Below are 23,994 nucleotides of genomic sequence, written 5' to 3' on the forward strand. Positions count from 1 at the left end.
GCCCCATCCCACCGCACCGCGCCCGCCGCCGGAAGAACGATCCGTCTGGTGGCCGTTCAGAGCCTCGGAAGGTACCTCAGAAGATGCGCACGCGCTCGTCTTCGTCGACCCACATGCCGTCGCCGGCCTTGACGTCGAACGCCTCGACGAACTCGGTGAGGTTGCGGGCGGCGTTGGCGCGCACGTCCATCGGCGAGTGCGGGTCGGTGGCGAGCAGACGCTTCGCCTCGGCCTCGCGAGCGGTGCCGCTCCACACCTGAGCCCAGCCGAGGAAGAAGCGCTGCGCGCCCGTGAAACCGTCGAGCTCAGGCGCCGGAGCGTCCTCGCAGGCGATCGTGTACGCCTTGTACCCGATCGTCAGTCCGCCGAGGTCGCCGATGTTCTCGCCGACCGTCAGGCCACCGTTTACCTTGAGGCCGGGAGCGTCGCGCGTCTCGAGCTCGGAGAACTGCGCGATGAGCTTGGCCGACAGGGCGTCGAAGCGCTCGCGATCGCCCTCGGTCCACCAGTCGACGAGTTCACCGTCTCCGTTGAAACGCGAGCCCTGGTCGTCGAAGCCGTGGCCGAGTTCGTGTCCGATGACGGCGCCGATGCCGCCGTAGTTGACGGCGTCGTCCGCGTCGACGTCGAAGAACGGCGGCTGCAGGATGGCGGCCGGGAAGACGATCTCGTTCATCATCGGGTGGTAGTAGGCGTTGACCGTCTGCGGGCTCATGAGCCACTCGTTGCGGTCGATGGGCTGCCCGATCTTGGCCAGCTGGTAGTCGGTCTCGAATGACGCGGAACGCTTGATGTTGCCGACGAGGTCGTCGGCGACGATCTGCAGGTCGGAGTAGTCGCGCCACTCGTCGGGGTAGCCGATCTTGGGCGTGAACGCGTCGAGCTTCTCGAGCGCCTTGACCTGCGTCTCGGGGCTCATCCACGTCGATTCGCGGAAACTGCGACGGAACGCCTCGACGAGGTTGCCGACGAGTTCCTGCATCCGCCCCTTCGCCTCCGGCGGGAAGTGACGCTCGACGTACAGCTTGCCGGCCTCCTCGCCGAGGACGCCCTCGACGAGGCCGACGCCGCGCTTCCAGCGCTCACGCAGCTGCGGCGTGCCCGACAGGGTGCGGCCCGCGAAGTCGAAGCGCTCCTCGACCACGGCGTCGCCGAGGTAGTTCGCGAACGAGGTGACGAGGTGCCACGTCATCCACGCCTTCCAATCCTCGAGCGGACGGGTGGCGAACAGTTCCGCGAGCCCCTCGAGGTAGCTCGGTTCACCGACGACGACGTTCGCGAACGCACCGTCCGGCACGACCTGGCCCTCCATCCACGCGTCGAGGTCGAACGCGCCGAGCACGTCGCGCAGTTCGTCGAGCGTGTAGCGGTTGTAGGTCTTGATGGCGTCGCGCGTCGAGACGTTGTCCCAGTGGTGCTTCGCGAGGTCGACCTCGAGGGCGTAAGCGCGGTCGGCGACGGCCTCTGGCGTGGAGACACCCGCGAGTTCGAGCAGCCGCACCATGTGCTCCTGGTAGGCGGCGCGGATCTCGGCGTACTGCGCCTCGCGGTAGTAGGCCTCGTCGGGCAGCCCGAGGCCGCTCTGGCCGATGTAGACGATGTACTCGTCGCTGTTCTTCGCGTCGGCGCTGACGTAGAAACCGAACAGACCGCCCATGCCGTAGCGCTCGAGGTGGCCGAGGAGCATGAGCAGATCGTGCTCGCTCCTCAGCCCGTCGATGGCGGCGAGATCCTCCGCGATCGGCGAGACGCCGAGACGGTTGATGCGCTCGGTGTCCATGAACGAGCGGTACAGGTCGCCGACCTTCTGCGTGGCCGGGCCGAAGCCCTCGGCCGGGTTGCCGTTCTCGGCGTCCTCCGCCTTCTGCGCTGCCTCCTCGATGATGACGCGCATCGCCGCCTCGCTCTTCTCACGAAGGCGGTCGAACGCGCCGTAGCGCGACTTGTCGTCGGGGATGGGGTGCTCGCGAACCCACGTGTTGTTGACGTAGGCGAACAGGTCGTCCTGGGGGCGGACGGACGCGTCGAACGTGTCGACGTCGAGGCCGGACTTGCGGGTCATGCGAACACCTCAGATTTCGTGGAGGTCGAGGACTTCTCAGCTGATGTCCATCCAAACACCTCGCACCGACAACCGTCATCCGCAGCTCACCGCGCGAGCTCAGACAGCATCGTTGAGACCCACCCCGGGCACCGCCGACGGGTCGTCGCGAACTGACTTGGGGTTCGTCTCCGGCAGCAGCCAGGCCCCGACGGCCGTCAGGACGCTGAGCACCACCATGTAGGCGGCGATCCCGTGCGTGCTGCCCGTTCTGTCGATGACGGAGGCCATGATCATCGGGGTCGGGCCGGCCAGTGCGATGGCGGCCAACTGATACGCCAGCGACATGCCCGAGTACCGCATCGACGGGTGAAAGATCTCTGCAAGATAGGCAGCGAGCGGGCCGTAGATCGTCGACTGGAAGAAGCTCGTGAGAAAAGCCCCGATGGCGAACATCGCGATGCTCTTCGTCCCGAGCAGAGCGAAGTAGGGAAAGATGACGACTGCGAGGCCGATGGCTGACCAGAACACGACGGGTTTCCGTCCGATCCGGTCCGAGAGTGCGCCCGACCACAAGATCATGGGGATGTTGAGCGCCGAGAGCACAAGAGTGACGAGCAGGAGACTCTCTCGTTTAATCCCGAGCTCGCTCGAGGCGTAGCTCAGGGAACCGACGATGCCGACGTAGAACATCGAATTCGTCGCCCCCATCGTGAGGCAACCGAGCAGAATGCGTTTCCACGCCTTGCGGACCACGTCGAGCGCGGGCGCCTGAGCAGGGGCGTCGTTCATCCGCTCGGCGGAACGCGCCTGCAGCTTCTTGAACTCCGGCGAGTCCTCGACCTTGTTGTGGATGTACAACCCGAGGGGGAACAGGACGACGCTCAGCAGGAACGGGATGCGCCAACCCCACGAGACGAAGTCAGCCTTGGAGACGCTCTGCGACACGACGAGAAAGATGAGGTTGCCGAGCAACACGCCGATCGGGACGCCCATCTGACCGAAGGTGCCGGCGAAGCCGCGGCGTTTCGGCCCCTCGGATTCCGTCAGGAGCAAGATGATGCCGCCCCATTGACCACCGGCCGCAAGGCCCTGGACGAACCTGAGGGTCACGAGGACGACGGGCGCGAGGACGCCGATCGTCGCGGCAGAGGGCAGGAGGCCGATGAGGAACGTCGCCCCTCCCATGGCCAGGACGCAGATCACGACGACGCGCTTGCGCCCGTACTTGTCGCCGTAGTGGCCGGCGAGCACGCCACCTAGTGGGCGGGCAAGAAAGGCCGCCCAGAACGTCCCGAACGACAGGAGGGTTCCGGTCAAGGCGGAGCTGTCGGGAAAGAACACATGAGGGAACACCAGCGCTGCTGCGGTCCCGAAGATGAAGAAGTCGTACCACTCGATCGAACTGCTCAGCAGGCTGGCGGCGAGCAGCCGCTTGCGGCGCTTCGGATCGATGGCGACGTCAGGTGCGGATACAGCAGTCACGGGGGCCTCCTGCTCGACGGGAGATGACATTTTCATGTGATCTGAAGCACACCCTAGAGCCCCACTCGTCACTTGTTGAGCAATGCTCAATAACGCATCGGTAACGGAGATCGCGTCACGGCCCACTCGATGACGGGCGGCGCCGATGTTGTGTCATGAACGCGCGCTATCTCACGCGTTCATGACACAACATCGGCCGTCTCGGTGCTCACCCCGCTCGGAATGCCATCACGCTCCACCCCGTTACCCTGAACGCGGCACCTGTCGATGCCGCAGACCCCACCGAGAGGCAACGCGTGAACAACGGCGCACTCATCGTGCAGAGCGATCGGACGATCCTGCTCGAGGTCGATCACGAGAACGCCGAGGCGGCGCGTCGCGCCATTGCTCCGTTCGCCGAGCTCGAACGCGCCCCCGAGCACGTTCACACGTATCGCGTCACGCCGCTCGGCCTGTGGAACGCCCGCGCTGCAGGCCTCGATGCCGAGACGGTCGTCGACGCCCTCATCACGCACAGCCGTTTCCCCGTGCCGCAACCGCTGCTGCTCGACGTCGCCGAGACGATGGATCGTTACGGCCGTCTCGTCCTCGAGAAGGACGGCGACCAGCTCGTCCTGCACTCCACCGACAAGCCCGTGCTCGAAGAGGTGCTGCGGCACAAGAAGATCAAGCCACTCGTCGGCGATCGCCTCGACGACTTCACCGTCGCCGTCCACCCAAGTGAGCGTGGCGCGATCAAGCAGGAGCTCATCAAGGTCGGCTGGCCGGCCGAGGACCGTGCGGGTTTCGTCGACGGCGAGGCCCATCCCATCGACCTCGACACCGACGGCTGGGAGCTGCGCCCCTACCAGCGTCAGGCCGTCGACGGGTTCTGGGACGGCGGCAGCGGCGTCGTCGTCCTGCCCTGTGGCGCCGGCAAGACGCTCGTCGGCGCCGGTGCCATGGCGAAGGCCAAGGCGACGACCCTCATCCTCGTGACGAACACCGTCTCGGCCCGTCAGTGGCGCGATGAGCTGCTCAAGCGCACGACGCTGACGGAGGACGAGATCGGCGAGTACTCCGGTGCGCGCAAGGAAATCCGCCCCGTCACGATCGCGACGTACCAGGTGCTCACGCTCAAGCGAAAGGGCGTCTACCCGCACCTCGAACTGCTCGACGCGCGCGACTGGGGCCTCGTCGTCTACGACGAGGTGCACCTGCTACCGGCGCCCATCTTCCGCATGACGGCCGACCTGCAGGCCCGTCGACGTCTCGGCCTGACGGCGACGCTCGTGCGTGAGGACAACCGCGAGGACGACGTGTTCTCCCTCATCGGCCCGAAGCGCTACGACGCACCCTGGAAGGACATCGAGAGCCAGGGTTACATCGCGCCCGCCGATTGCGTCGAGGTGCGCGTCGGGCTCTCCGACTCCGACCGCATGGCCTATGCGACGAGCGAACCCGACGAGCGCTACCGCTTCGCCTCGTGCGCGACGGTCAAGGATCCGGTCGTCGAACGCATCGTCGCCAAGCATGACGGCGAACCGACCCTCGTCATCGGCCAGTATCTCGACCAGCTCGAGACCGTCGCGGGACGCCTGAACGCCGACCTCATCACCGGTGAGACGTCGGTTGCGGTGCGGCAGAAGCTGTTCCAGCAGTTCCGTGACGGCGAGATCACCAAGCTCGTCGTGTCGAAGGTCGCGAACTTCTCGATCGACCTGCCGGAGGCGAGCGTCGCCGTCCAGATCTCCGGAACCTTCGGCTCGCGTCAGGAGGAGGCCCAGCGCCTCGGTCGCGTCCTGCGCCCGAAGGCCGACGGACGCACCGCGCACTTCTACTCGATCGTCACGCGCGACACCGTCGACGCCGACTTCGCCGCGCACCGTCAGCGCTTCCTCGCCGAGCAGGGCTACGCCTACCGCATCGTCGACGAGAGCGACATCTGAGCCCTTCCCCGCACAGCTTGGTTCAGCAGACCAACCACATGACGACGGTCAACATCCACGAGGCGAAGACTCACCTTTCCCGGCTGCTTGCCAGGGTCGGGGCCGGCGAGTCGATCACCATCGCCAAGGCGGGGCGGCCCATCGTCGACCTCGTCCCGCATGTCGCCGAGCCCGTCAGGTTCGGCACACTCGATGCGTCGTGGACGACGGCGGACGACGCCTTCGGCGATGAGATCGACACGCTCATCGGGGCGCTGTTCGGCGCCGAGCGATGAGCATCCTGCTCGATACCAACGTCGCGCTGCGGCTACTGCAGGACGACCGCGGTCTCGGCCGAAGTGCGGAAAGACGCCATCCGCGAGAGCTCACGCAGCTTCGGCGTTGCCACGTCCGCGACGCACGTAGGCCCAGCCCATGAGTCCGAGGACGGCGCCCGCGACGCACGTCCACGGCCACCAGTCACGCTCGCCCGTGTGCAGGGCGGGCACGAGAAGCGTCACGACGAGCATGACGACCCAGCACGCGACGCCGACGAGGATCACCTTGGGTGTGTCGACGTGCAGCGGCTGCGGCTTCGGAATGACGGTGTCGCCGCCGGTGAACAACTTCTCGTACGGCGATTCCTCGAGTCGCGCCTCGCCCTCGGCGTGGAGCACGACGCCAGCTTCGTAGGACATCGAGTGCTCGGCGCGCTCCCGCATCTCGCGGGCGCGCTCGATCGAGCGCGGCGTCGCACCGTCAGCACGCGGCGCGCGCTTCGGCTGACGCTGGTCTGGGCTCACCGTCACAGCCTAGTTGACGCGCCCCTGACGGGCGGCGAAGCACCGACAGCCGAGCTCGGTGCCGGCGCCCTCAGACCCGGCGGCGCGCCTCTGCTGAGCGGGGCGAAGGGACGGCAGACGTCACTCACGGGCCCGGTCATGTGCGCGCACCCGACGAGGCGGCGACGACCACCCGCTGAGCACGTTTCCCGGCGCACACGGGCGCCAAATACGATGTGCGCCATGTCGAGCACAGTCACTTCGGCCCCCGCCCCCGGACCGCCCGCGAACGCCCTGGATCGCTACTTCAAGATCAGCGAACGCGGTTCCACCGTCGGACGGGAGATCCGCGGTGGCCTCGTCACCTTCTTCACGATGGCGTACATCGTCGTCCTCAACCCCATCATCATCGGCACGGTGCCGGACTCGACGGGCCATTACATCGGCGGCGGAACGTCGCCGAACCTCACCCTCGTGGCATCCGTGACGGCCCTCGTCGCTGGTGTGATGACGATCTTCATGGGCGCCATCGCCAAGTTCCCCCTCGCCATCGCGACCGGCCTCGGTCTCAACGCATTCGTCGCCTACTCCGTGGCGAAGCTGCCGGGCATGACCTGGCCGGACGCCATGGGGCTCGTCGTCATCGAGGGCTTCATCATCTTCCTGCTCGTCATCTCCGGTTTTCGCAAGGCACTGTTCGCGGCGATTCCGCACTCGTTGAAGACGGCCATCAGCGTCGGCATCGGGCTGTTCATCTGCCTCGTCGCCCTCCACGACGCGGGTTTCAACTCCGCCGGCGGCGGTTTCCTCCAACTCGGCCCGAGCGGCACGCTGCAGGGCTGGCCGGTGCTCATCTTCATCATCGGCGTGCTCGGCATCGCCGCGATGATGGCCCGCAAGGTGAAAGGCGCCATGCTCGTCGGCATCCTCGGTGCGACGACGCTCGCCGTCATCGCCGAGACGGTCGGCAACATCGGCAGCAAGACGAACGCCAAGGGGGACGTCGTGAACCCGGGAGGGTGGTCCCTCACCGTGCCGCAGGTGCCCGACTCGTTCGTCTCGCAGCCGAACTTCTCGATCATCGGCGACTTCTCGCTGTTCGGTGCCTTCGGCAAGATCGGCACCATCTCCACGATCCTCATCATCTTCACGCTCGTGCTCGGCGCCTTCTTCGACCTCATGGGCGCGATGTACGCCGTCGGCGCCGAGGGAGACCTGCTCGACGAGGATGGTGTGCCCGAGCACTCCGAACGCATCATGATCGTCGACTCCGTGGCCGCGATGGCCGGCGGCGCCGGCTCCATCAGCTCCAACACGGCCTTCATCGAATCGGCGTCCGGCGTCGGCGAGGGCGCGCGAACCGGCCTCGCCTCCATCGTCACCGGCGTGTGCTTCCTGCTCACGACCTTCCTGGCCCCGCTCGTCGAGATGGTGCCTTCGGAGGCCGCCGCGCCTGCCCTCGTCATCGTCGGCTACCTCATGATGACGCAGGCGAACGACATCGACTGGAAGGACATGGAGATCGGCCTGCCCGCCTTCCTGACGATGGCGCTCATGCCCTTCACCTACTCGATCGCCGTCGGCATCGGCGCCGGGTTCATCAGCTTCATCCTGATCAAGCTGGTCAAGGGCAAGGCGAAAGACGTGCACCCACTCATGTACGTCGTCGGGCTCTTCTTCCTCGTCTACTTCGGCATCGAACCGGTCAAGCAGATCCTCGGCGTCAGCTGAGGCAGCGATCATGCGGCGAGGGCTGCCCACCACGTGGTGGGCAGCCCTCGCCGTATGTTCGCTGCCTCAGGCCTCGTCGTGCTCGGTGTTCTCATGCTCGGTGTTCTCGCGCGCACCCTTGCTGCCGCCAGAGACCTCGAGGTCGACGTCAAGTTCGTCGAGCACCGGCGCGTCCTGATGGTCGTGCGCCTGCGGAGCTTCCATGTCGGCCTCGGAATGGGCGCCGCACCCGAAGTCGAGGGCGACGACCTTGCCGTCGGCGGGCGACCAATCATTGGCACAGACACCGAACTGCTGACGCAGCACACCCGCCATCGGCAGGAAGTAGCCACACGTCGCGCACGGCGCGGGAGCCTTGCGGGCGATGTCGGACGACGGCCCGTTCTCTCCGTCGTACCAGCGCTGAGCCGCCTCGTCGCGCCCCTCTGCCGAGAGCACGCGCGCGCGGCCGAGGCCGAGCTCGAAGATGGCGACCTGGTCGACGTCCTCGTTGCCGGTTGCCTCGAACCCGCCTTCGAGGCGCGGGTCGTCCTCCTTGTACGGCAGCACGTCGCCGGCGCTCAGGTCCCCCGGGGCGAGCCGGTCAGCCCAGGGCACCCACTCGGGCGCGAGGATCGACGACGCCGTCGGCACGAGATTCGTCTCGCACACGGTGGCGACCTTCGCGCGGGGCGCGCGGGCCACGGAGACGGCCCACTGCCAGTCGGGGTAGCCCTTGGCCAGGCTCGCGAAGTAGTGCGTGCCGAGTCGCTCCGAGTTCATCTCGAAGCGCACGTGCTCACCGACCGTGTCGCGGTAGGCGATCTCGACGACGGCGGCGCGCGCCATGTCGCGTGCGGCGTCAGCGGCGAGTACGGCGTCGTTCTTCACCACCTTGACGCGGCGAGCCTTCGGTGACGACGCGGGCGCCGGCTCGACGGGTTCGCTCGCCGCGGAGGGCGCGGAGGGGACGTCAGACATGATCAGACCTCGAGGTCGTCGGCCACGGCGCGCAGCACCGTCGCGATCTTGTTCGAATGGCTGCGGTCGGGGTAACGCCCCTTCTGCAACCCGGAGGACAGGTCGTCGAGCAGACGGATCACGTCTTCGACGATAACGCTCATCTGCTCAGCGGGCTTGCGCTTGCGCTCGGCGATCGACGGCGGCGCGTCGAGCACCTGGACGTGCATCGCCTGCGCGCCCTTGCGCCCGTCGACGACGCTGTACTCGATGCGCATTCCGCCCCGCAGCTGGCTCACCCCGGCAGGCAGCGCGCTCGCGGGGACGAAGACGTCGACGCCGTCGTCCCCGGAGACGAAGCCGAAGCCCTTCTCGGCGCTGTAGAACTTGACCTTGCCGACCGGCACGTCGCACCTCTTTGCTCATGAGGCCGGCGGGCGACCTCGGGTGGGATGGCTCGCGCGTGCGGCACCCCGTCGAACACTAACTTTTCGAGTTTACCGGCGCGTGTGCGGCGCCTCCGAATCGTCGGCCTCGACGCGTTCCACGCTCGGCTCGGCGACCTCGATGCCGGCGTCATCCGAGCCGCCGCCGCGCTCGTGTGCACCGTCGCCGCGACGGGCCTCGTCCTCGCGTAGTTGCTGCTGCATCTGCCGCAGCATGTCGGCGCGGGCCGAGCGCGACGCCGCATCGCCCGCCGACGCACGGCGGGCGGTCGGCGGCTGCGTGACGGCGCGCGAGCGCCACCAGAAGAACACCCCGCCGAGCAGCATCGCGAACCCGGCCAGCAGGACGACGAGACAGACCAGCGCCCACACCACCATGGCGGCATGGAGCAGCGCGCCGACATGCCCCCGGTCAGCGAGCTTGACGGCCACCGTCACCCACGCGCCGATGAGCAGTGGCGAGGCCACCCACAGCAGCGCAGCGCCGACGATCGCGAGCCGTTTGCCGCGCGCCAGCAGCGCGGTCGAGAAACTCTCCTCGTGCACGTCGTCCATGGCGGGAACGCTACCGCGCGCCGGCGACAACCCCGTCATTCCAGGCCTTCGGCGCCGCCCGTCAGGTGCCGAGTGCTGCCCAGACGCTGGCGCGTCGCCACGCCGTCACGGGGCCGGAAAACCCCGAGCCGACGGGGTTGTCGGGGCCGCCCACTACTGTCGGCGACATGACGAACCGCAGTCCGCGACGCCTCAGCACCGCGCAGGCACGCCGCATCGCGTTGGCCGCCCAGGGGTTCGCGAAGGCACGCCCCGAGAGCGTCACGACACGCCACCTGACGGCGACCGCCGCGCGCCTGCAGGTCGTGCAGATCGACAGCGTCAACGTCCTCACGCGCAGCCACTACCTCCCCTTCTTCAGCCGCCTCGGCCCGTATGCGCACCGCGACCTGGACGCGCTTCGGGACCGCGCGCCACGTCGTCTCGTCGAGTATTGGGCGCACGAGACCAGTCTCGTGACGCCGCAGGTGTGGCCGCTGCTGCGTCACCGCATGGCGCGCGCCCATGAGGACGCCTGGGGTGGCATGCGTCGCGTCGCAGCCGAGCACCCCGACCTCGTCGAACGCGTCCACGCCCACGTCACGACGCACCCGCCCGCCACAGCCCGCGAGATCGAGGTCGCGCTCGAACACGACGAGCAGCTGAACAACGACCACTGGGGCTGGAACTGGTCGCTCGTCAAGGCAGCTCTGGAGCACCTGTTCTGGGCCGGCCGCATCACCTCGGCCGGACGAACGCCGCAGTTCGAACGTCGCTACGCGAGCCTCGAGCGCGTCCTGCCGAACCAGATCGCCGACGCCGCGCTGGCCGAGGAGTTCTTCTCACCGACCTCCCTGATCGACGCCCCTGCGGGCAGCGACGTCGCCTACTTCGACGACGTCGTCGAACTCGTGCGGCGCGGCGCGATGGCGCACGGGGTCGGCACCGAGCTGTGTCTAAGGGATTACTTCCGGCTCAAGGGCGCGCAGGTGCGCCCGGCGATCGAGCACCTGGTGTCGGCGGGCGAACTCGAACCCGTCGACGTCGAATGCTTCGACAAACCCGCATGGCGCCACGTCGATGCAAAGAACCCTCGCCGCATCGAGACGGCCGCGCTGTTGTCGCCGTTCGACTCACTCATCTGGCAGCGCGAACGCACCGAGGCACTGTGGAACTTCCGCTACCGCCTCGAGATCTACACCCCCGCCGCGAAGCGTCAGTACGGCTACTACGTCCTGCCGTTCCTGTTCGGCGAGCGCCTCGTCGCGCGCGTCGACCTGAAGGCCGACCGCGCCGCCGGGGTGTTGCGCGCTCACGCGATCCACTGGGAGCCGGGCGCCCCCGCCGCACACCCAGGCGCCGCAGACGCCTTGAGCGACGAGCTCACGACGATGGCGACATGGCTGGGTCTCGAGGGGTGGCGCGCCGCATGAACGACGCACGCGCACCGGTGACGGGCGGAGTCCGCCCCACCCGTCACCGGTGCGCGTTTGGCTCATGTCAGACGTGACGCTCCTGATGCGGATCCGACGATGCCTTCGGCTGCTTCGCCTCCTTCGAGGCCAGCGCGTAGGTGCGGGCGTACGTGGTGCCGGCCGCGAGCAGGACGAGGCCTGCGACGACGCACGTCATGGCCCGCGTCATCGCGCCCATGTAGGCGAGATCGAATATGAGCAACTTGAGAAGGGCACAGCCGAGCAGCGCGAGACCCCACGCCATCGACGCCGACAGGTGGCGCGGCCGCGTCAGGCCGGCGACGAGCACGAGAGCGGCGAGCGCCATCGTGCCGACGGTGATGACGAGGTGCACGAGGAAGAAGCCCGACGGCGTGCGACCCAGGCAGGTGATCAGCGACATCGCGAAGCCCAGCAGACCGATGAAGCCGGCACCGACGAGCGTCATCTGGACGTGCGGCGCGGGCATCGCCCGGCCCCGGACCGACCAGGTCGCGACGGCGGCCACCGTGAGCATGAGCAGCCCGCTCACCGCGACGGATGCCGGCAGTTCAGCGGCACGCCCCCGGTAGAACAGGTCGATCGTGGGAGAGGCCACCTGCTGCGCGACGGCGGCGAGACCCAGCGCTCCGAGGGCCAACTGACCGTCGATGCGCTGACGCGTCATGCCCTGCGCGGCGAACAGCACGAGCGCAGCGGCGAGGAACGGCAGGGCGAGCCACGGCCCGGTCGTCATGGCGAAGGCCAACGTCAGCGCGTTGATGACGGTGACGACGAGCGCGCCCAGGCGCAGCTCGCGCCCCGCGTGCCGCAGGGCCCACCACGTCAGTGCCGCGACGAACGTCGCCCCGAGGGCCAGCAGCGTCCACGTCGAACGGTCGGCGCGGATCATGAAGACCCACATCGGCAGCCAGGCGCTGACGTAGGCGGCCGCACCCCAGCGCGCGTCGGGACGAACCGTCGCGGTGAGCAGCGTCGTCGTCACCGCGGTGAGGGCGATGAGGCCGATCATGACGGGCACCTGGACGCTGTGGTCGAGGTCGATCCAGAACGTCGCGGCGAGCACGACGGGGACGGTCCGCGCGAGGCCGAGCTCGTCCCAGCGACGCGTCGGCTCGGGTGCGACGCCGACGAGCTGGATGACGAACAGGAACGCGACGAGCGCGAGGCCGGGGCCCTGCGTCAAGAAGGGCGCGAACACGCAGACCGCGACCATGATCGCGATGGCGAGCCATTTCTCGTCCCAGCGCATCGCGAGCAGGAACGCGGCTGCCGCGACGACGAACGCCATCGCGAGGCCGACACTCAACGGCACCCACGCGTAGAGGCGGGTGACGGCGATGACGTCGAAGTACGCCGCGGACGCTGCCGTCGCGAGCAGCGCGATGGAGCCGATCTGGCCACCCGGTCGACGGCGCACCCACGACGCGGCCGCGGCGAGAGCCGCCGAACCCGCGGCGCCACCGACGACGCGGACCGGCGGCGTCAGGATGCCTTCACGCGCCGCCATGACGAGCAGGAGCACGACCCCGACGAGCGTGACGACGACGCCCGCGGCCGCCAGCAGCATCGCGACGATCTGCTGGTTGTCGAACCGTCGAGGCTTCAGTTCGGGAGGTGGCGGCGGGATGAACGCGAGCGAACCGGGAAATGCGGGTGCCGGTCCTGCACCAGAGCGCCCGTCACGGGGAGCCTGACCGGGAGCGGCACCGCTGTACTGGCCTTGCCGATGACCACTGTTCGGCGTCGCCCCCATGAATGGTGGCGGCGGCGTCGAGTGGCCGTCAGGAGCGTCGAAGGCAGGGCGTCCGGGGTACGACGGACCGTAGGGCGGCACCGGGCGGGACGGGTCGAAGGAGTTCGAGGGCTGGTTCTCATTCATGCCTTCGAGCCTCGTCGGCCGTCGGCTTCGGCGCCTGAGCAGGACTACTCAGACGACGTGAGTAATGGACGCGAGTGAGTGCTCAGGGCGCCCCTGCCCACGCAGGTGCGGCGAACGTCAGTCGAGGCCGTTCTCGAGAGCGAACCGCGTCAGTTCGACGCGGTTGGCAAGGTGCAGCTTGCGCAGCGTCGCGGCGACGTGGTTGTCGACGGTGCGGCTGCTGAGGCCGAGCCGCGAGGCGATCTGCTTCGACGCGAGCCCCTTCGCAACCATGCGCAGCACCTCGCTCTCGCGGGGCGTCAGGGCGCTCGCCGGGTCGTCCGTGGTGTCGACGCGGCCACGCAGGTGCGCGAGCACCAGCCCGGCGAGTTCGGGGGTGAACACCGCGTCTCCGCGCAGCGTCGCCTCGACCGCGTCGACAAGTTCGGCGGCGCTGGCACTCTTGAGCAGGTAGCCCGACGCGCCAACCTTTACGGCGTCGAGCACGTCGCTGCGCGCCGACGACGCCGACAGCACGAGCACCTTGACCTCGGCGAGCGTCAGCATGATGGCGGACGTCGCGTCGGCACCGTTGCCGTCGGGCAGATTCATGTCCATGAGGACCAGGTCGGGGCGCGTCGCGCGAGCCCGATCGACGGCCTCGCGCACGGACCCGGCGGTGGCGACGACGTCGTAGCCGCGCGCGACGAGGTCGCGTTCGACGGCGTCACGCCACATCGGATGATCGTCGACGATCATGACGCGGGCCTGGGGCTCACGGGACGAGTCATTCATGACGACATTGTCGCGGACGCCAAGATCGCGAGCCACCGTGGCGCTGCGGCGCTCCACTGCTGCGGCGGATGAGAACGCCCGTCGCGCGACACGATCATGATCGAGGCCGCTTGCCGCGCCTCAGCGCGGCACCGTGAACTCCCACTCGACGCCCTCGCCCGGCGCGGTGGTGAGATGCGCGCGTCCGCCGATCGCCTCGATGCGTCCGACGATCGATCCGCTGACGCCCAGTCGCCCTTCGGCGCGTGCCTGCGCCGGCCGTTCCGGCGACATGCCCACGCCGTCGTCACGGACGGTGACGACGACCTCATCGCCGAGATCCTCGAGCAGGACGTACGAGGTCGCGGGTGCGCCACCACGCCCGGCGTGCAAATCGGTGTTCGTCAGGGCTTGCCGCACCGCCGCGGTGATCTCGGCGACGACGTCGGGGCGCAGCGTCACCGCCTCGGCTCCGGCGCTGACGTGGCACCGACGGCTCTCGAGGGCGAGCAGCACCTGGCGCAGATCCGTCGGGTCAGGCGCGTCAGACCGGCGGGCAGCACCCCGCGCCGGCGCGTCCACCGACGACGCCTCTATGCCGGCGTCGAGAGCTCCCCCACCCCGCGCCACCCCGTTCTGACCCGCATCACGCAGGCTGGAGGCGACTCCCCCGGCGAGACCATTAAGACGCACTGCCCCCGCGTTGCCCGCCCACGTGCCGTCGCGGCGCGCGCTGTCGTCGCCGTCCGCGATGAGGTGGCGTAGAGCCTGCTCCTGCTCGGCGGCGAGCTGCCCGACACGCGCGAACTCACCACCCGCGCGCTCCCCTTCGCGCGCGGTCAAGGCGAGCACCTGCAGCACTCCGTCGTGCACCTGCCGGGCGAGCCGTTCGCGCTCCGCGGCCCGGGCGCGCAGCTCGAGCGCCCTCGTCAACTGCTCGTGGGCGCGCTGCACACCGTGGCTCGCCACCCCCGCGGCGATGCCCGCACTGACGAGAATGGGCAGCGTCGGTGAACGTTCGAGCCACGACAGATCTCCGCCGACGTGCAGGCACGCGAGCCCCAGGACGACGGCGCTCGCGAAACCTGCGCCGACACCCCACATCATCCCGGCGGTGAGCACGGCGTTCGTCACCCACATCGTCGTCGGCAGGCTCTGGTTGTGATCCCACCAGCTCTCGGGTGCGACGATCCACGTCGAGTAGACGAGCGCGAGCGTGACGACCTGGTCGAGCCCGACGAGCACAGGTCGCCAGGTGCGGCGCGCGAACATCGCGTACGCCGCGATGCCGGACCAGATGCACTGCACCGCGATGAGGGCGCTTGCCAGGTGGGGGCGCGAGTAGTGCGAGATCGCCATCGAATGGATGAAGAGGCTGTACGCGAGCGTCAGGAAGCGAAACGCGCCCGAGGTTGCCCAGAGCGAACCCATCGCGTCGTCGGGCAGGCCCACGCCCCAGCCCGTCCATCGGGACGCGACGGACGACGCCCCGAACCGCACAGGCGATTCGGGGCGTCGACGCAGGTGGGCTCGGCTCACTTGCGCTGCTCGGGGTACGGCACCCCGTAACCCTCCTGGCCGGGCGCCTGGTACTCGCCACTCGCGGTGTTCTGCGTCGGGTACGGCATCTGCGACGGCGGCAGTTGCGGCTGCTCGTTGTACGGACGCTGCTGGCTCTGCGGCGCGTCGAACTGCACGTTCGGCGCCTGGTCGTTCGTCATGTTGACGCGCGGGGCACCCTTCGTCGCCTCGTCGGCCTCGTAGTACTCGGCCTTCGTCACGCCCGCGGGGCCGGCCATGAACTTCGTCGGGATCGAGTCGACCTTCGAGTTGAGCGAGCTGACGCACGCGTTGTAGTAGCGGCGCGCGTTGGAGATGCGGTCCTCGGTCGAGCTGAGCTCGCCCATGAGCTGCTGGTAGTTCTGGTTCGACTTGAGGTCGGGGTAGGCCTCGGAGACGGAGATGAGGCGACCCAGCGCCTGGCTCAGCTCACCCTCGGCCTCGGCGACCTGCGCCGGCGAACCGTTCGTGTTGACGGCCGCACCACGCGCGCGGATGACGGCGTCGAGCGTGCCCGCCTCGTGCTTCGCGTACGCCTTGACCGTCTCGACGAGGTTCGGGATGAGGTCGTGACGACGCGTCAGCTCGACGTCGATCTGGTGCCAGGCCTCTTGCACCGTGTTGCGCTGCTTGACGAGGCCGTTGTACATCATGACGGCTGCGACGACGAGCGCGACGATGATGACGAGAAGGATGATGACGAACGTCATGAGTGGCTCCTGCTTCGAGGGGTCATGTCTGCTTCGACCCTAGCCGACGGCAGCGACCACCGTCAGCGCTCGATGCGTGTCACGGCGCGATTCGCCCCCGGCGGGGCCGGCTGCGCCTGGGGACTGGAGGTCACTCCTCGTCGAAGCGGGTGAGGATCTGCTCGACGATCTGGGGGGATGCGCCCAGCGGCGCGGTGACGATTTCGGCGCCCGAACGCGTCAGCTTGTCATGGAAGTGCCCCTCGCCGAGCAGCAGCGCCGCGACGGCGACACGGACGTGAGGGTGGTCGCGGTTTGCGCTCACGGCGTCGGGCACGGACGGGGTGGCAGCCGAGCCGAAGGCCACGCCGATCGAGGTACCCCAGACGTCAGCGAGCAGACGTGCCTGGGCGCGGGCGTCGGCGGTGGCCTCGGCGCGGCTGGACCCGGCGGCGGCCATGACGATCGCGTCGCCGGGACGCGCGCCTGCCTCGCGGAGGCGCTGCGCGAGCAGTTCCGCGATGGGTCGCGACGGGCCGAGCGCGCCCGTCGAGCGCGCGTTGTCGTGCGGCGCAACAGCTTTCGCGACGTCGACCCGCACGTGGTAGCCGCCGCAGAACAACAGCGGCACGGCGACGACCTCGTCGAACTCGGGCACCAAGCGCGCCACGACGTCCGCGACCTTCGGCTCCTGCACGTCGACATACGCCTCGGTGACGGTGAGGTCGGGGCGCGCGGCGCGAACCGCGTCGGCGAGATCGTGGACGACCCGCCGGCCCTGTGGGCTCGCCGTCCCGTGGGCGACGAGGACGAGTGCGGCTCGCCGGCCGCCACGCGCGGGCGCCGTTGCAACAGCGGAGGATTCAGGGGGCGCGAGATCGGGCGCGGTCGGGGCGACCGTCATGTCGTCAGGCATGGCCGTCATTGTGCCCGCCGAGGGTGTCGGCGACCAGGCGCGTCAAGGCGCCGAGGCGAAAGCGCGTCGGCACGATCGGTTCGACGCCGCACTCGCGCAGCGGCGCCGCGGTGGTGTCACCGACGCAGGCCGCGATGACGCGCCCCTCGCGCAGCATGTCCAGCACGGCATCCTGTTGACCCGAGGCGCGCGCGGCGTCGAGAAAGGCGAAGACGCCGGGAGCTGCGGTGAACGCGACGACATCGACGTCGGATCGCGCGACGAGATCGACGGCGCGCGCGACGGCAGAGGGGTCGGGCGCCGGGCCCCAGCGGTAGACGACGAGCGAGACGACGTCAGCACCTGCGGCGCGCAGGGTCTCGTCGATGCCGTCGGAACCGGCGCCGTGGTGTTGCACAGCGACGCGGACGCCGTCGAGCGACTCCCCGCGCAGACGTTCCTTGATCTCCTCGGCCGTCTCCGAGGCGGCCGTCCACGTGACCTCGAGACCCGCTCCGACGACAGCGCCGCGCGCCTTCGGCCCGCGGGCGTAGATGCGAGTCGTCCGCAGTGCGTCGAGGAGTCGCTCGCGCAGCCCGGCCGCCTCGGCGGCCTCGAACCAGCCCCGGAACCCGATGCCCGTCGTCACCACGAGCAGGTCGGGCGGCTCCTCGATCAGCGCGCGGGTATGGGCGAGCAGCTCAGGGTCGTCGACGTGCGGCACGTGCGACATAGTCGCTGCCCGGATCACCTCGGCGCCGCGACGTTCGAGCGGTGCGGCGAACTCATCGGCCTTGCGCTGCGCGGTGATGACGATGCGCCGCCCGGCGAGGTCGTGCGGCGCCCGTCGTTGCTGGGGAGCGGAATCCGAAGCGAACTCCACCGAAGCGACGGCAGAGGCGTGCGACGCACGCCGAGCGGCGTCTCGAGGGGCGCTCGCGCCGTCCGGCTGCTGGTCACGCATCGGTCTCACCCGTCCCCTCGGTGGTGGCTTGCTGCGTCGTCATGGCGATGATCGCCGCGTCGGGCAGGACGTCGACGACGTCGCCGATGACGATGACGCTCGGGTTGCCGATGCCCCGCGTGGCGCACTCGCCGGCGAGCTCGGCGAGGGTGGAACGCACGACCTGCTGCTGCGGCGTCCACGCACGGTGGACGACGCCCGCGGGCGTCGCGGCCGGTTTGCCGTGCGCGACGAGGCCGGCCGTCAGCTCGCCCAGGCGTCCCATCCCCATGAGGACGACGATGGTGTGCGGCCATGCCGCCAGCGCCGGCAGCGCCAGTTCGTCGTGCCCGGAGAGCACGAGCAGGCCCGCCGACGATCCGCGATGCGTCACCGGGATGCCGCCGGCGAGCGGCGCGGAGAGCGCGCTCGTCACGCCGGGCACGACATCGACGTCGATGCCGTGCGCATGGCAGGACAGGTATTCCTCCCCCCCGCGGCCGAGCAGGTACGGATCGCCGCCCTTGAGGCGCACCACCCGCCGCCCGGCCCGCGCCTCACGCACGAGAATCGCGTTGATCTCGCCCTGCGGAACGGGGTGATGGTGCGGGCTCTTGCCGACGTCGATGATCTCGGCGCTCAGATCGAGACGCGCCAGTTCGTCCCGCGGGCCAAGGCGATCGGCGACGATGACGTCCGCCTGCTCGAGCTCGCGCAGGGCACGCAGCGTCAGCAGGTCGAGCGAACCCGGTCCGCCGCCGACGAGGACGACGCGCCCCGCCGCGACTGCGTCGCTCATCCGTTCCTCCTCGCTGCGGCCCTTCGTGTTCACTCCCCGACCTTAGGCAGCGACGCGCCGCGGCCGCCGTGATGTTCGTGACGCGAGAAGCGTCGCGCACTCACGCCCGCGCAGCACCCGTCGAGCAGTTTCATGATCGGCGCTCCACGGCACGAACCCGCACACCGCCGGCGATCAATCGGCGAATGAGCTCAGTGGCGCGCACGGGCAGCGCGCCACCCGCGACCAACGCGTCGTACATGCGCTCCGGCACGTCGTAGTGGTCGACGTCGAACGCAGCATCCGGAACGCCATGATCGTGCGCGAAGGCGTGCAGCTCGTCGAGCGAGCTGTCGGAGACGAGATGCGAGAACACCGTGCCCCACGCGGGCCACATCGGCGGGTCGATGAGGATGGCCATCGTCCCATCATCGCGGTTGGCCGGGCACATCGCCACCGTCCCCGCCGCAGGCGACCGACCTGGCGAGGCGGCCGGACGATCAGCGCGTCGTCTGCTCCGGTTCTGCGTAGTCGCTCGTGCGCTCGCCCAACTCGATCATCCCGTCGCGCTCACGCACGGCCCAGGTGCCGAGACGGACGGCGCGGTCGGCGACGTCCTCGCCCGTCCGCACGTCGAAGGCCTGCTTGTACAGCGGCGACTGGATGACGTCGTACGTCTGACCGTCGAGAGTGCGCGTCCCGACGACGCCGCGGGCGATGACGTTCGCGAGGGCGTACGGGTCACGGTGGCCGACGGCGAACACCTCGTCGTTCGCGAGGCGCACGAGGGCGACCTGCGCGCCGTCCGGCGTGAGTGCCGCAACGGCCCGCTCCGGTGTCAGCCGGTCGACGGCGCACAGCGGGGTCCACGAGGTACCGGCCTCGCTAGGTGTGGGGGTTGTCATCCCTGGCCTCCTTGTGCAGCGCCTGCGCCGACGGGGATGCGCTCGCCTGCGATCCGGACGGGACGTCGGTTGGAGTCGATGAGTTCGAGGGTGGCGTCGGCCTTCTCGGCCGGGGTCGCCGGGCGGGGCTGGTCACGTTCCACGACGTAGAGCAGATCGGGGTCGACGTTCGTGTCGTCGTTGACGAAGGCCGTGAACCGGGCGAGCTTCTCAGGGTCCTCCAGGACGTCGCGCCACTCGTCGGAGTAGGCGTTGACGTGACGTTCCATCATCGCGTCGAGGTCGGCGCAGATGCCCAACGCGTCGTCCATGATCACCTCGCGCAGGTGCTCGGTGCCGCCCTCGAGCTCGGCGAGCCACGGCGCGGTGCGCTGCAGCCGCTCGGCTGTCGAGATGTAGAACATGAAGAACCTGTCGATGGTGCGGATCAGTTCTTCTTCGTCGAGGTCCTCAGCGAGCAACTGCGCGTGCACCGGCTTGAAGCCACCGTTACCCCCGACGTAGAGGTTCCACCCGTTCTCCGTCGCGATGATGCCGGCGTCCTTGCCGCGCGCCTCGGCGCACTCGCGCGCGCACCCGGAGACACCCATCTTGAGCTTGTGCGGGCTGCGCAGCCCCTTGTACCGGGTCTCGAGGTCGATCGCGAGACGGACGGAGTCGCGCACGCCGAAGCGGCACCAGGTCTGCCCGACGCACGACTTCACCGCACGCAAGCTCTTGCCGTATGCCTGGCCGCATTCGAAGCCCGCGTCGAGCAACTCGCGCCAGATGGCGGGGAGCTGGTCGATGCGGGCACCGAACATGTCGATGCGCTGGGCGCCGGTGATCTTCGTGTAGAGGCCGTACTTCTCGGCGATCTGCCCGATCGCGACGAGACCCGACGGCGTCACCTCACCACCCGGGATGCGCGGCACGACCGAGTACGTACCGTCCTTCTGCATGTTGGCGAGGACGTGATCGTTCGTGTCCTGCATCGTCGCCTGCTGACCGTCGAGCACGTGGCCGTTCTCGAGACTGGCGAGGATGTTGGCGATCGTCGGCTTGCACACGTCACAGCCACGCCCGGCGCCGAAACGCTCGATGACGTCGTCGAAGGACGTGAGCCTCGCGACCTTGATCGCGTTGAACAGCTGGCTTCGTGACAACGGCATGTGCTCGCACAACGACCTGTCGACCTCGATACCGGCCTTCGCCTGCTCGACCTCGACGAGCTTGATGACGAGCGGCAGGCATGATCCGCACGAGGTCCCTGCCTTGGTGCAGGTCTTGATGTCCGAGACCGTCGTGGCACCGTCCGCGAACGCCGCACGGATCTGGCCCGCACTCACGTTGTTGCACGAGCAGACGCCCGCGTCGTCGGGCAGTTCGAGGTTGATCTCGGCCTTCGCGCCGCGTTCGTCCTCGGGGATGACGAAGGCGCTCGGCGCTGCGAGGTCGTGGCCGACCATCGCCCGCAGGCTCGGGAACGCGCTCGCATCACCGACGAGCACTCCGCCGAGGAGGGTGTGTCCGTCATCGGCGACGACGAGCTTGCGGTACCAGCCGGTCATGGCATCCGAGTAGACGACCTCGCGCGCGCCGGGCGTCGCGGCGAACGCGTCGCCGAAGCTCGCGACGTCGACGCCCATGAGCTTGAGCTTCGTCGAGGAATCGGCGCCGTCGAAGTCCGGCGCTTCGCCGAGCAGATGCGCAGCGGCGATCTCGGCCATCGTGTACCCGGGTGCGACGAGGCCCCACACCTCCCCCTGGATGCACGCGACCTCACCGATCGCGTGGATGGCCGGGTCCGTCGTGGCGCAGTGGGTGTCGACGAGGACGCCGCCGCGAGGCCCGAGCTCGAGGCCCGCGGCACGCGCGAGTTCGTCGCGAGGACGGATGCCCGTGGCGAAGACGACGACGTCCACGTCGTCCCGCTCGCCACTCGCGTAGTCCATCGAGGCGACGCGACCGTCGTCGCCCGCGTTGATGCGTGCCGTGGCGGTCGAGGTGCGCACGTGCACGCCGGTGCCTTCGATGATGCGCTTGAGATCCTCGCCGCCTCCCGCGTCGACCTGCATGGGCATGAGGCGGTCAGCGAACTCGACGACCGTCGTATCCGCTCCCATCGCCTGCAGCGCGCCACCGGCCTCGAGGCCGAGCAGACCACCTCCGATGACGGCGCCGCGCACCTGCCGCTCGGGGTGGCGTCCGGCCGTGTCCGAGACGTAGCGCCGAAGCGCCTCGACATCGTCGAGGGTGCGGTAGACGAAACAACCCGTGACGTCGCGCCCCTCGATGGGCGGCACTGCGGCGTGCGAGCCCGTTGCCAGGATGAGGGCGTCGTAGGAGATGTGCTCGCCGCCCTCCGTCTCGACGGCTCGCGCGTCTCGGTCGATGCCGGTGACGAGCGTGCCCGTGCGCAACGTCACCCGTTCGTCGTCCCAGACACTCTCGTCGAGCAGCAGATCTGACGCGGTGGAGCCCGAGAAGAAGCTCGTCAGATGCACCCGGTCGTACGGCGCGAACGGCTCGTCACCGATGACCGTTAGCGAGACGCGGCGCGCGTCGTCCTTCGCGAGGAGCGTCTCGGCGAACTTGTGGGCCACCATCCCCGCGCCGATGACGACGACGTGGGTGGGTCTGTCTTGGCGCATGCTTCCTCCGGAACGGGTCGTGTCATCCCACCGTACGAGCGCACCGGGACGTCGGCGAAGGGGCCATGGTCCCGATTCACCGGGTGTTCACCTGCAGCGGTGTCCAGCTCCGTGGCGACGGGCGCGCACCCCTGAGGCACAGACGAACGAGCCGCCACCGGTGACGGTGACGGCTCGTTCGCGCACAGCCAAGAGGCGCGGCGTGACAGACGCTCAGGCGAGGCCGAGATCTTCCATCGAGAAGGCGCTGACGTAGGTGAGGCCCTCGGCCTCGATCTTCTCCTGCGCACCGGTGGCACGGTCGGCGATGGTCGCGACGCCGACGACCTCGGCGCCCTCCTCACGGCACGCGGCGACGGCTTCCAACGGCGAGGCACCCGTCGTCGTCGTGTCCTCGACGACGAGCACGCGACGACCCTTGATCGAGGGGCCCTCGATGCGCTGCTGCAGGCCGTGCGCCTTGCCGGCCTTGCGGACGACGAACGCGTCGACCTGCTCCCCCGCAGCAGCCGCAGCGTGCAGCATCGACGTCGCGACGGGGTCAGCACCAAGCGTCAGACCGCCGACGGCGACGTAGTCGAAGTCCCTCGTCAGATCGCGCATGACGCGTCCGACGAGCGGCGCAGACTCGCCGGAGAGAGAGATGCGACGCAGATCGACGTAGTAGTCGGCCTCCTTGCCGCTGCTCAACGTCACCTTGCCGTGCACGATGGCGTTGTCCTTGATGAGTTGCAGGAGGCGGGCGCGGTCTTCGGCGATGTTCGTCATGCCGTCCATTCTATTTGGCGGGGGTTCCTCAGTCGCGCGGCCGATGACGGTTGCTCAAAGCGCCCGCGCGCACGATGGAGCGCGGCACGTGGCGCAGCAACTGCGTCGCGACCTTGTACTGCTTCCCCGGCACCGAGATGACGCGGCCGGCGTCGACGTCGGCGAGGCAGTCGCGCACGAGGCGGTCGGCGTCGAGCCAGAGTCGCTTGCCGATGGCCGAGGTCTTGTCGACGTCGATGTCGGCGCTCGCGTGGAAGTCGGTGTGGGTGAAACCTGGGCACAGCGCGGTCACCGTGACGCCCGTGCCCGCGAGCTGGCCGGCGAGCGACTCGCTGAACACGGTGACATACGACTTCGCCGCCGAGTAGGTGCCGCTCGCCATGAACCCCGCGACCGACGAGACGTTGATGATCGCGCCCCGCCCCCGCTCACGCATCGCGCGGCCTGCGGCGTGGCTGAGCACGACGACGGCCTTGACCATGACGTCAACGGAGGCGATCTCCTTCTCGACGTCGGTGTCGAGGAACGCCGTCTTGAGCCCGAAGCCGGCGTTGTTGACGAGCACCTCGATGGGGTCGCTCGCCTGCGCGACACGCTCGGCGACGCGCTTGAGATCGTCAGCGTTGGCGAGGTCGGCCGCGAGGACCTCGGCGTGCACGCGGTAGCGCTTCTCGAGGTGTGCCTTGAGCTCCTCGAGCCGGTCGGCGCGCCGCGCGACCAGGACGACGTTGTCGCCGCGCGCCGCCAGCTGCTCGCAGAACTCCTTGCCGATGCCGGCGCTCGCGCCGGTGACCAGTGCCCATTTCGTCATGCTCACCACTGTGCCACTCGTCGCCGACAACCGCAGGATCCCGCTGGTTTCGAGGGTT

At 69.0% G+C, this 23,994-nt stretch carries 22 protein-coding genes; 4 read left to right on the top strand and 18 right to left on the bottom strand.

Going from position 1 to position 23,994, the window contains the following annotated elements; all coding sequences use genetic code 11:
- Positions 1-76 precede the first annotated feature (76 nt).
- Positions 77-2,062 (bottom strand): M13 family metallopeptidase, encoded by a 1,986-nt coding sequence (locus HMPREF0321_RS10105; protein ID WP_006946098.1) that lies wholly within the window; start codon positions 2,060-2,062, stop codon positions 77-79.
- Between the two features lie 99 nt (positions 2,063-2,161).
- Complete coding sequence (locus HMPREF0321_RS10110; protein ID WP_006946264.1) at positions 2,162-3,526, bottom strand: MFS transporter; 1,365 nt, start codon at positions 3,524-3,526, stop codon at positions 2,162-2,164.
- A 296-nt stretch (positions 3,527-3,822) separates the two neighbouring features.
- Here HMPREF0321_RS10110 and HMPREF0321_RS10115 point away from each other — a divergent pair, with 296 nt between their 5' ends.
- Together HMPREF0321_RS10115 and HMPREF0321_RS10120 are read left to right on the top strand one after the other, a co-directional pair.
- Positions 3,823-5,454: a DNA repair helicase XPB gene (locus tag HMPREF0321_RS10115; RefSeq protein WP_006946093.1), complete on the top strand. Its 1,632-nt coding sequence runs from the start codon at positions 3,823-3,825 to the stop codon at positions 5,452-5,454.
- Between the two features lie 38 nt (positions 5,455-5,492).
- Positions 5,493-5,729 carry a type II toxin-antitoxin system Phd/YefM family antitoxin gene (locus HMPREF0321_RS10120; RefSeq protein ID WP_006946231.1) on the top strand — a complete coding sequence of 79 codons (237 nt, stop codon included), beginning with the start codon at positions 5,493-5,495 and terminating at the stop codon, positions 5,727-5,729.
- Positions 5,730-5,819: 90 nt separating this feature from the next.
- Here the strand turns inward: HMPREF0321_RS10120 and HMPREF0321_RS10125 are convergent, their stop codons facing one another.
- Complete coding sequence (locus HMPREF0321_RS10125; protein WP_253184118.1) at positions 5,820-6,236, bottom strand: DUF2530 domain-containing protein; 417 nt, start codon at positions 6,234-6,236, stop codon at positions 5,820-5,822.
- Positions 6,237-6,458: 222 nt separating this feature from the next.
- Between HMPREF0321_RS10125 and HMPREF0321_RS10130 the strand changes: the two genes are divergently transcribed.
- Entirely contained in the window at positions 6,459-7,946 is a 1,488-nt protein-coding gene (locus HMPREF0321_RS10130) for an NCS2 family permease (RefSeq protein WP_006946164.1), read from the top strand.
- A gap of 66 nt (positions 7,947-8,012) precedes the next feature.
- On the opposite strand, the gene HMPREF0321_RS10135 is transcribed toward HMPREF0321_RS10130, so the two are convergent.
- The 3 genes from HMPREF0321_RS10135 to HMPREF0321_RS10145 form a co-directional block, all read right to left on the bottom strand.
- Positions 8,013-8,906: a DUF3027 domain-containing protein gene (locus HMPREF0321_RS10135; RefSeq protein WP_006946067.1), complete on the bottom strand. Its 894-nt coding sequence runs from the start codon at positions 8,904-8,906 to the stop codon at positions 8,013-8,015.
- A 2-nt stretch (positions 8,907-8,908) separates the two neighbouring features.
- A complete protein-coding gene (locus HMPREF0321_RS10140; RefSeq protein WP_006946178.1) occupies positions 8,909-9,292 on the bottom strand; it encodes a cold-shock protein in 384 nt (127 codons plus the stop codon).
- A gap of 90 nt (positions 9,293-9,382) precedes the next feature.
- Positions 9,383-9,886 carry a hypothetical protein gene (locus HMPREF0321_RS10145; protein WP_040014818.1) on the bottom strand — a complete coding sequence of 168 codons (504 nt, stop codon included), beginning with the start codon at positions 9,884-9,886 and terminating at the stop codon, positions 9,383-9,385.
- A gap of 167 nt (positions 9,887-10,053) precedes the next feature.
- Between HMPREF0321_RS10145 and HMPREF0321_RS10150 the strand changes: the two genes are divergently transcribed.
- Positions 10,054-11,298, top strand: a complete 1,245-nt coding sequence (locus tag HMPREF0321_RS10150; RefSeq protein ID WP_040014819.1) for a winged helix-turn-helix domain-containing protein — start codon at positions 10,054-10,056, stop codon at positions 11,296-11,298.
- A gap of 67 nt (positions 11,299-11,365) precedes the next feature.
- On the opposite strand, the gene HMPREF0321_RS10155 is transcribed toward HMPREF0321_RS10150, so the two are convergent.
- From HMPREF0321_RS10155 to HMPREF0321_RS10210, 12 genes are all read right to left on the bottom strand, one after another.
- A complete protein-coding gene (locus HMPREF0321_RS10155) occupies positions 11,366-13,201 on the bottom strand; it encodes a DUF2339 domain-containing protein (protein WP_083604010.1) in 1,836 nt (611 codons plus the stop codon).
- A gap of 117 nt (positions 13,202-13,318) precedes the next feature.
- Positions 13,319-13,975 (bottom strand): response regulator transcription factor, encoded by a 657-nt coding sequence (locus tag HMPREF0321_RS10160; protein ID WP_038570324.1) that lies wholly within the window; start codon positions 13,973-13,975, stop codon positions 13,319-13,321.
- 120 nt (positions 13,976-14,095) lie between these two features.
- Positions 14,096-15,493 (bottom strand): MacS family sensor histidine kinase, encoded by a 1,398-nt coding sequence (gene macS / locus HMPREF0321_RS10165; RefSeq protein WP_144693509.1) that lies wholly within the window; start codon positions 15,491-15,493, stop codon positions 14,096-14,098.
- Positions 15,490-16,224 (bottom strand): LemA family protein, encoded by a 735-nt coding sequence (locus tag HMPREF0321_RS10170; RefSeq protein ID WP_006946234.1) that lies wholly within the window; start codon positions 16,222-16,224, stop codon positions 15,490-15,492. Before HMPREF0321_RS10170 ends, macS begins: the two co-directional genes overlap by 4 nt.
- A 130-nt stretch (positions 16,225-16,354) precedes the next feature.
- Complete coding sequence (locus HMPREF0321_RS10175) at positions 16,355-17,119, bottom strand: sirohydrochlorin chelatase (RefSeq protein WP_006946087.1); 765 nt, start codon at positions 17,117-17,119, stop codon at positions 16,355-16,357.
- Positions 17,112-17,981, bottom strand: a complete 870-nt coding sequence (locus HMPREF0321_RS10180; protein ID WP_231729565.1) for a uroporphyrinogen-III synthase — start codon at positions 17,979-17,981, stop codon at positions 17,112-17,114. Before HMPREF0321_RS10180 ends, HMPREF0321_RS10175 begins: the two co-directional genes overlap by 8 nt.
- 73 nt (positions 17,982-18,054) lie before the next feature.
- Complete coding sequence (gene cobA / locus HMPREF0321_RS10185; protein ID WP_136788560.1) at positions 18,055-18,840, bottom strand: uroporphyrinogen-III C-methyltransferase; 786 nt, start codon at positions 18,838-18,840, stop codon at positions 18,055-18,057.
- Between the two features lie 130 nt (positions 18,841-18,970).
- Positions 18,971-19,240 (bottom strand): DUF4031 domain-containing protein, encoded by a 270-nt coding sequence (locus tag HMPREF0321_RS10190; RefSeq protein WP_006946225.1) that lies wholly within the window; start codon positions 19,238-19,240, stop codon positions 18,971-18,973.
- A gap of 79 nt (positions 19,241-19,319) precedes the next feature.
- Complete coding sequence (locus tag HMPREF0321_RS10195; RefSeq protein WP_006946104.1) at positions 19,320-19,724, bottom strand: nitrite reductase (NAD(P)H) small subunit; 405 nt, start codon at positions 19,722-19,724, stop codon at positions 19,320-19,322.
- On the bottom strand, positions 19,721-22,357 hold the full coding sequence (nirB, locus tag HMPREF0321_RS10200; RefSeq protein WP_006946090.1) for a nitrite reductase large subunit NirB: 2,637 nt from the start codon (positions 22,355-22,357) through the stop codon (positions 19,721-19,723). Before nirB ends, HMPREF0321_RS10195 begins: the two co-directional genes overlap by 4 nt.
- Positions 22,358-22,570: 213 nt before the next feature.
- Positions 22,571-23,125, bottom strand: coding sequence for an orotate phosphoribosyltransferase (pyrE, locus tag HMPREF0321_RS10205; protein ID WP_040014859.1), 555 nt, complete (start codon positions 23,123-23,125; stop codon positions 22,571-22,573).
- Between the two features lie 28 nt (positions 23,126-23,153).
- Positions 23,154-23,936: an SDR family oxidoreductase gene (locus HMPREF0321_RS10210; protein ID WP_040014821.1), complete on the bottom strand. Its 783-nt coding sequence runs from the start codon at positions 23,934-23,936 to the stop codon at positions 23,154-23,156.
- Positions 23,937-23,994: the final 58 nt, after the last annotated feature.

The sequence above is a fragment of the Dermacoccus sp. Ellin185 genome (assembly GCF_000152185.1).
GTDB lineage: Bacteria > Actinomycetota > Actinomycetes > Actinomycetales > Dermatophilaceae > Dermacoccus > Dermacoccus nishinomiyaensis.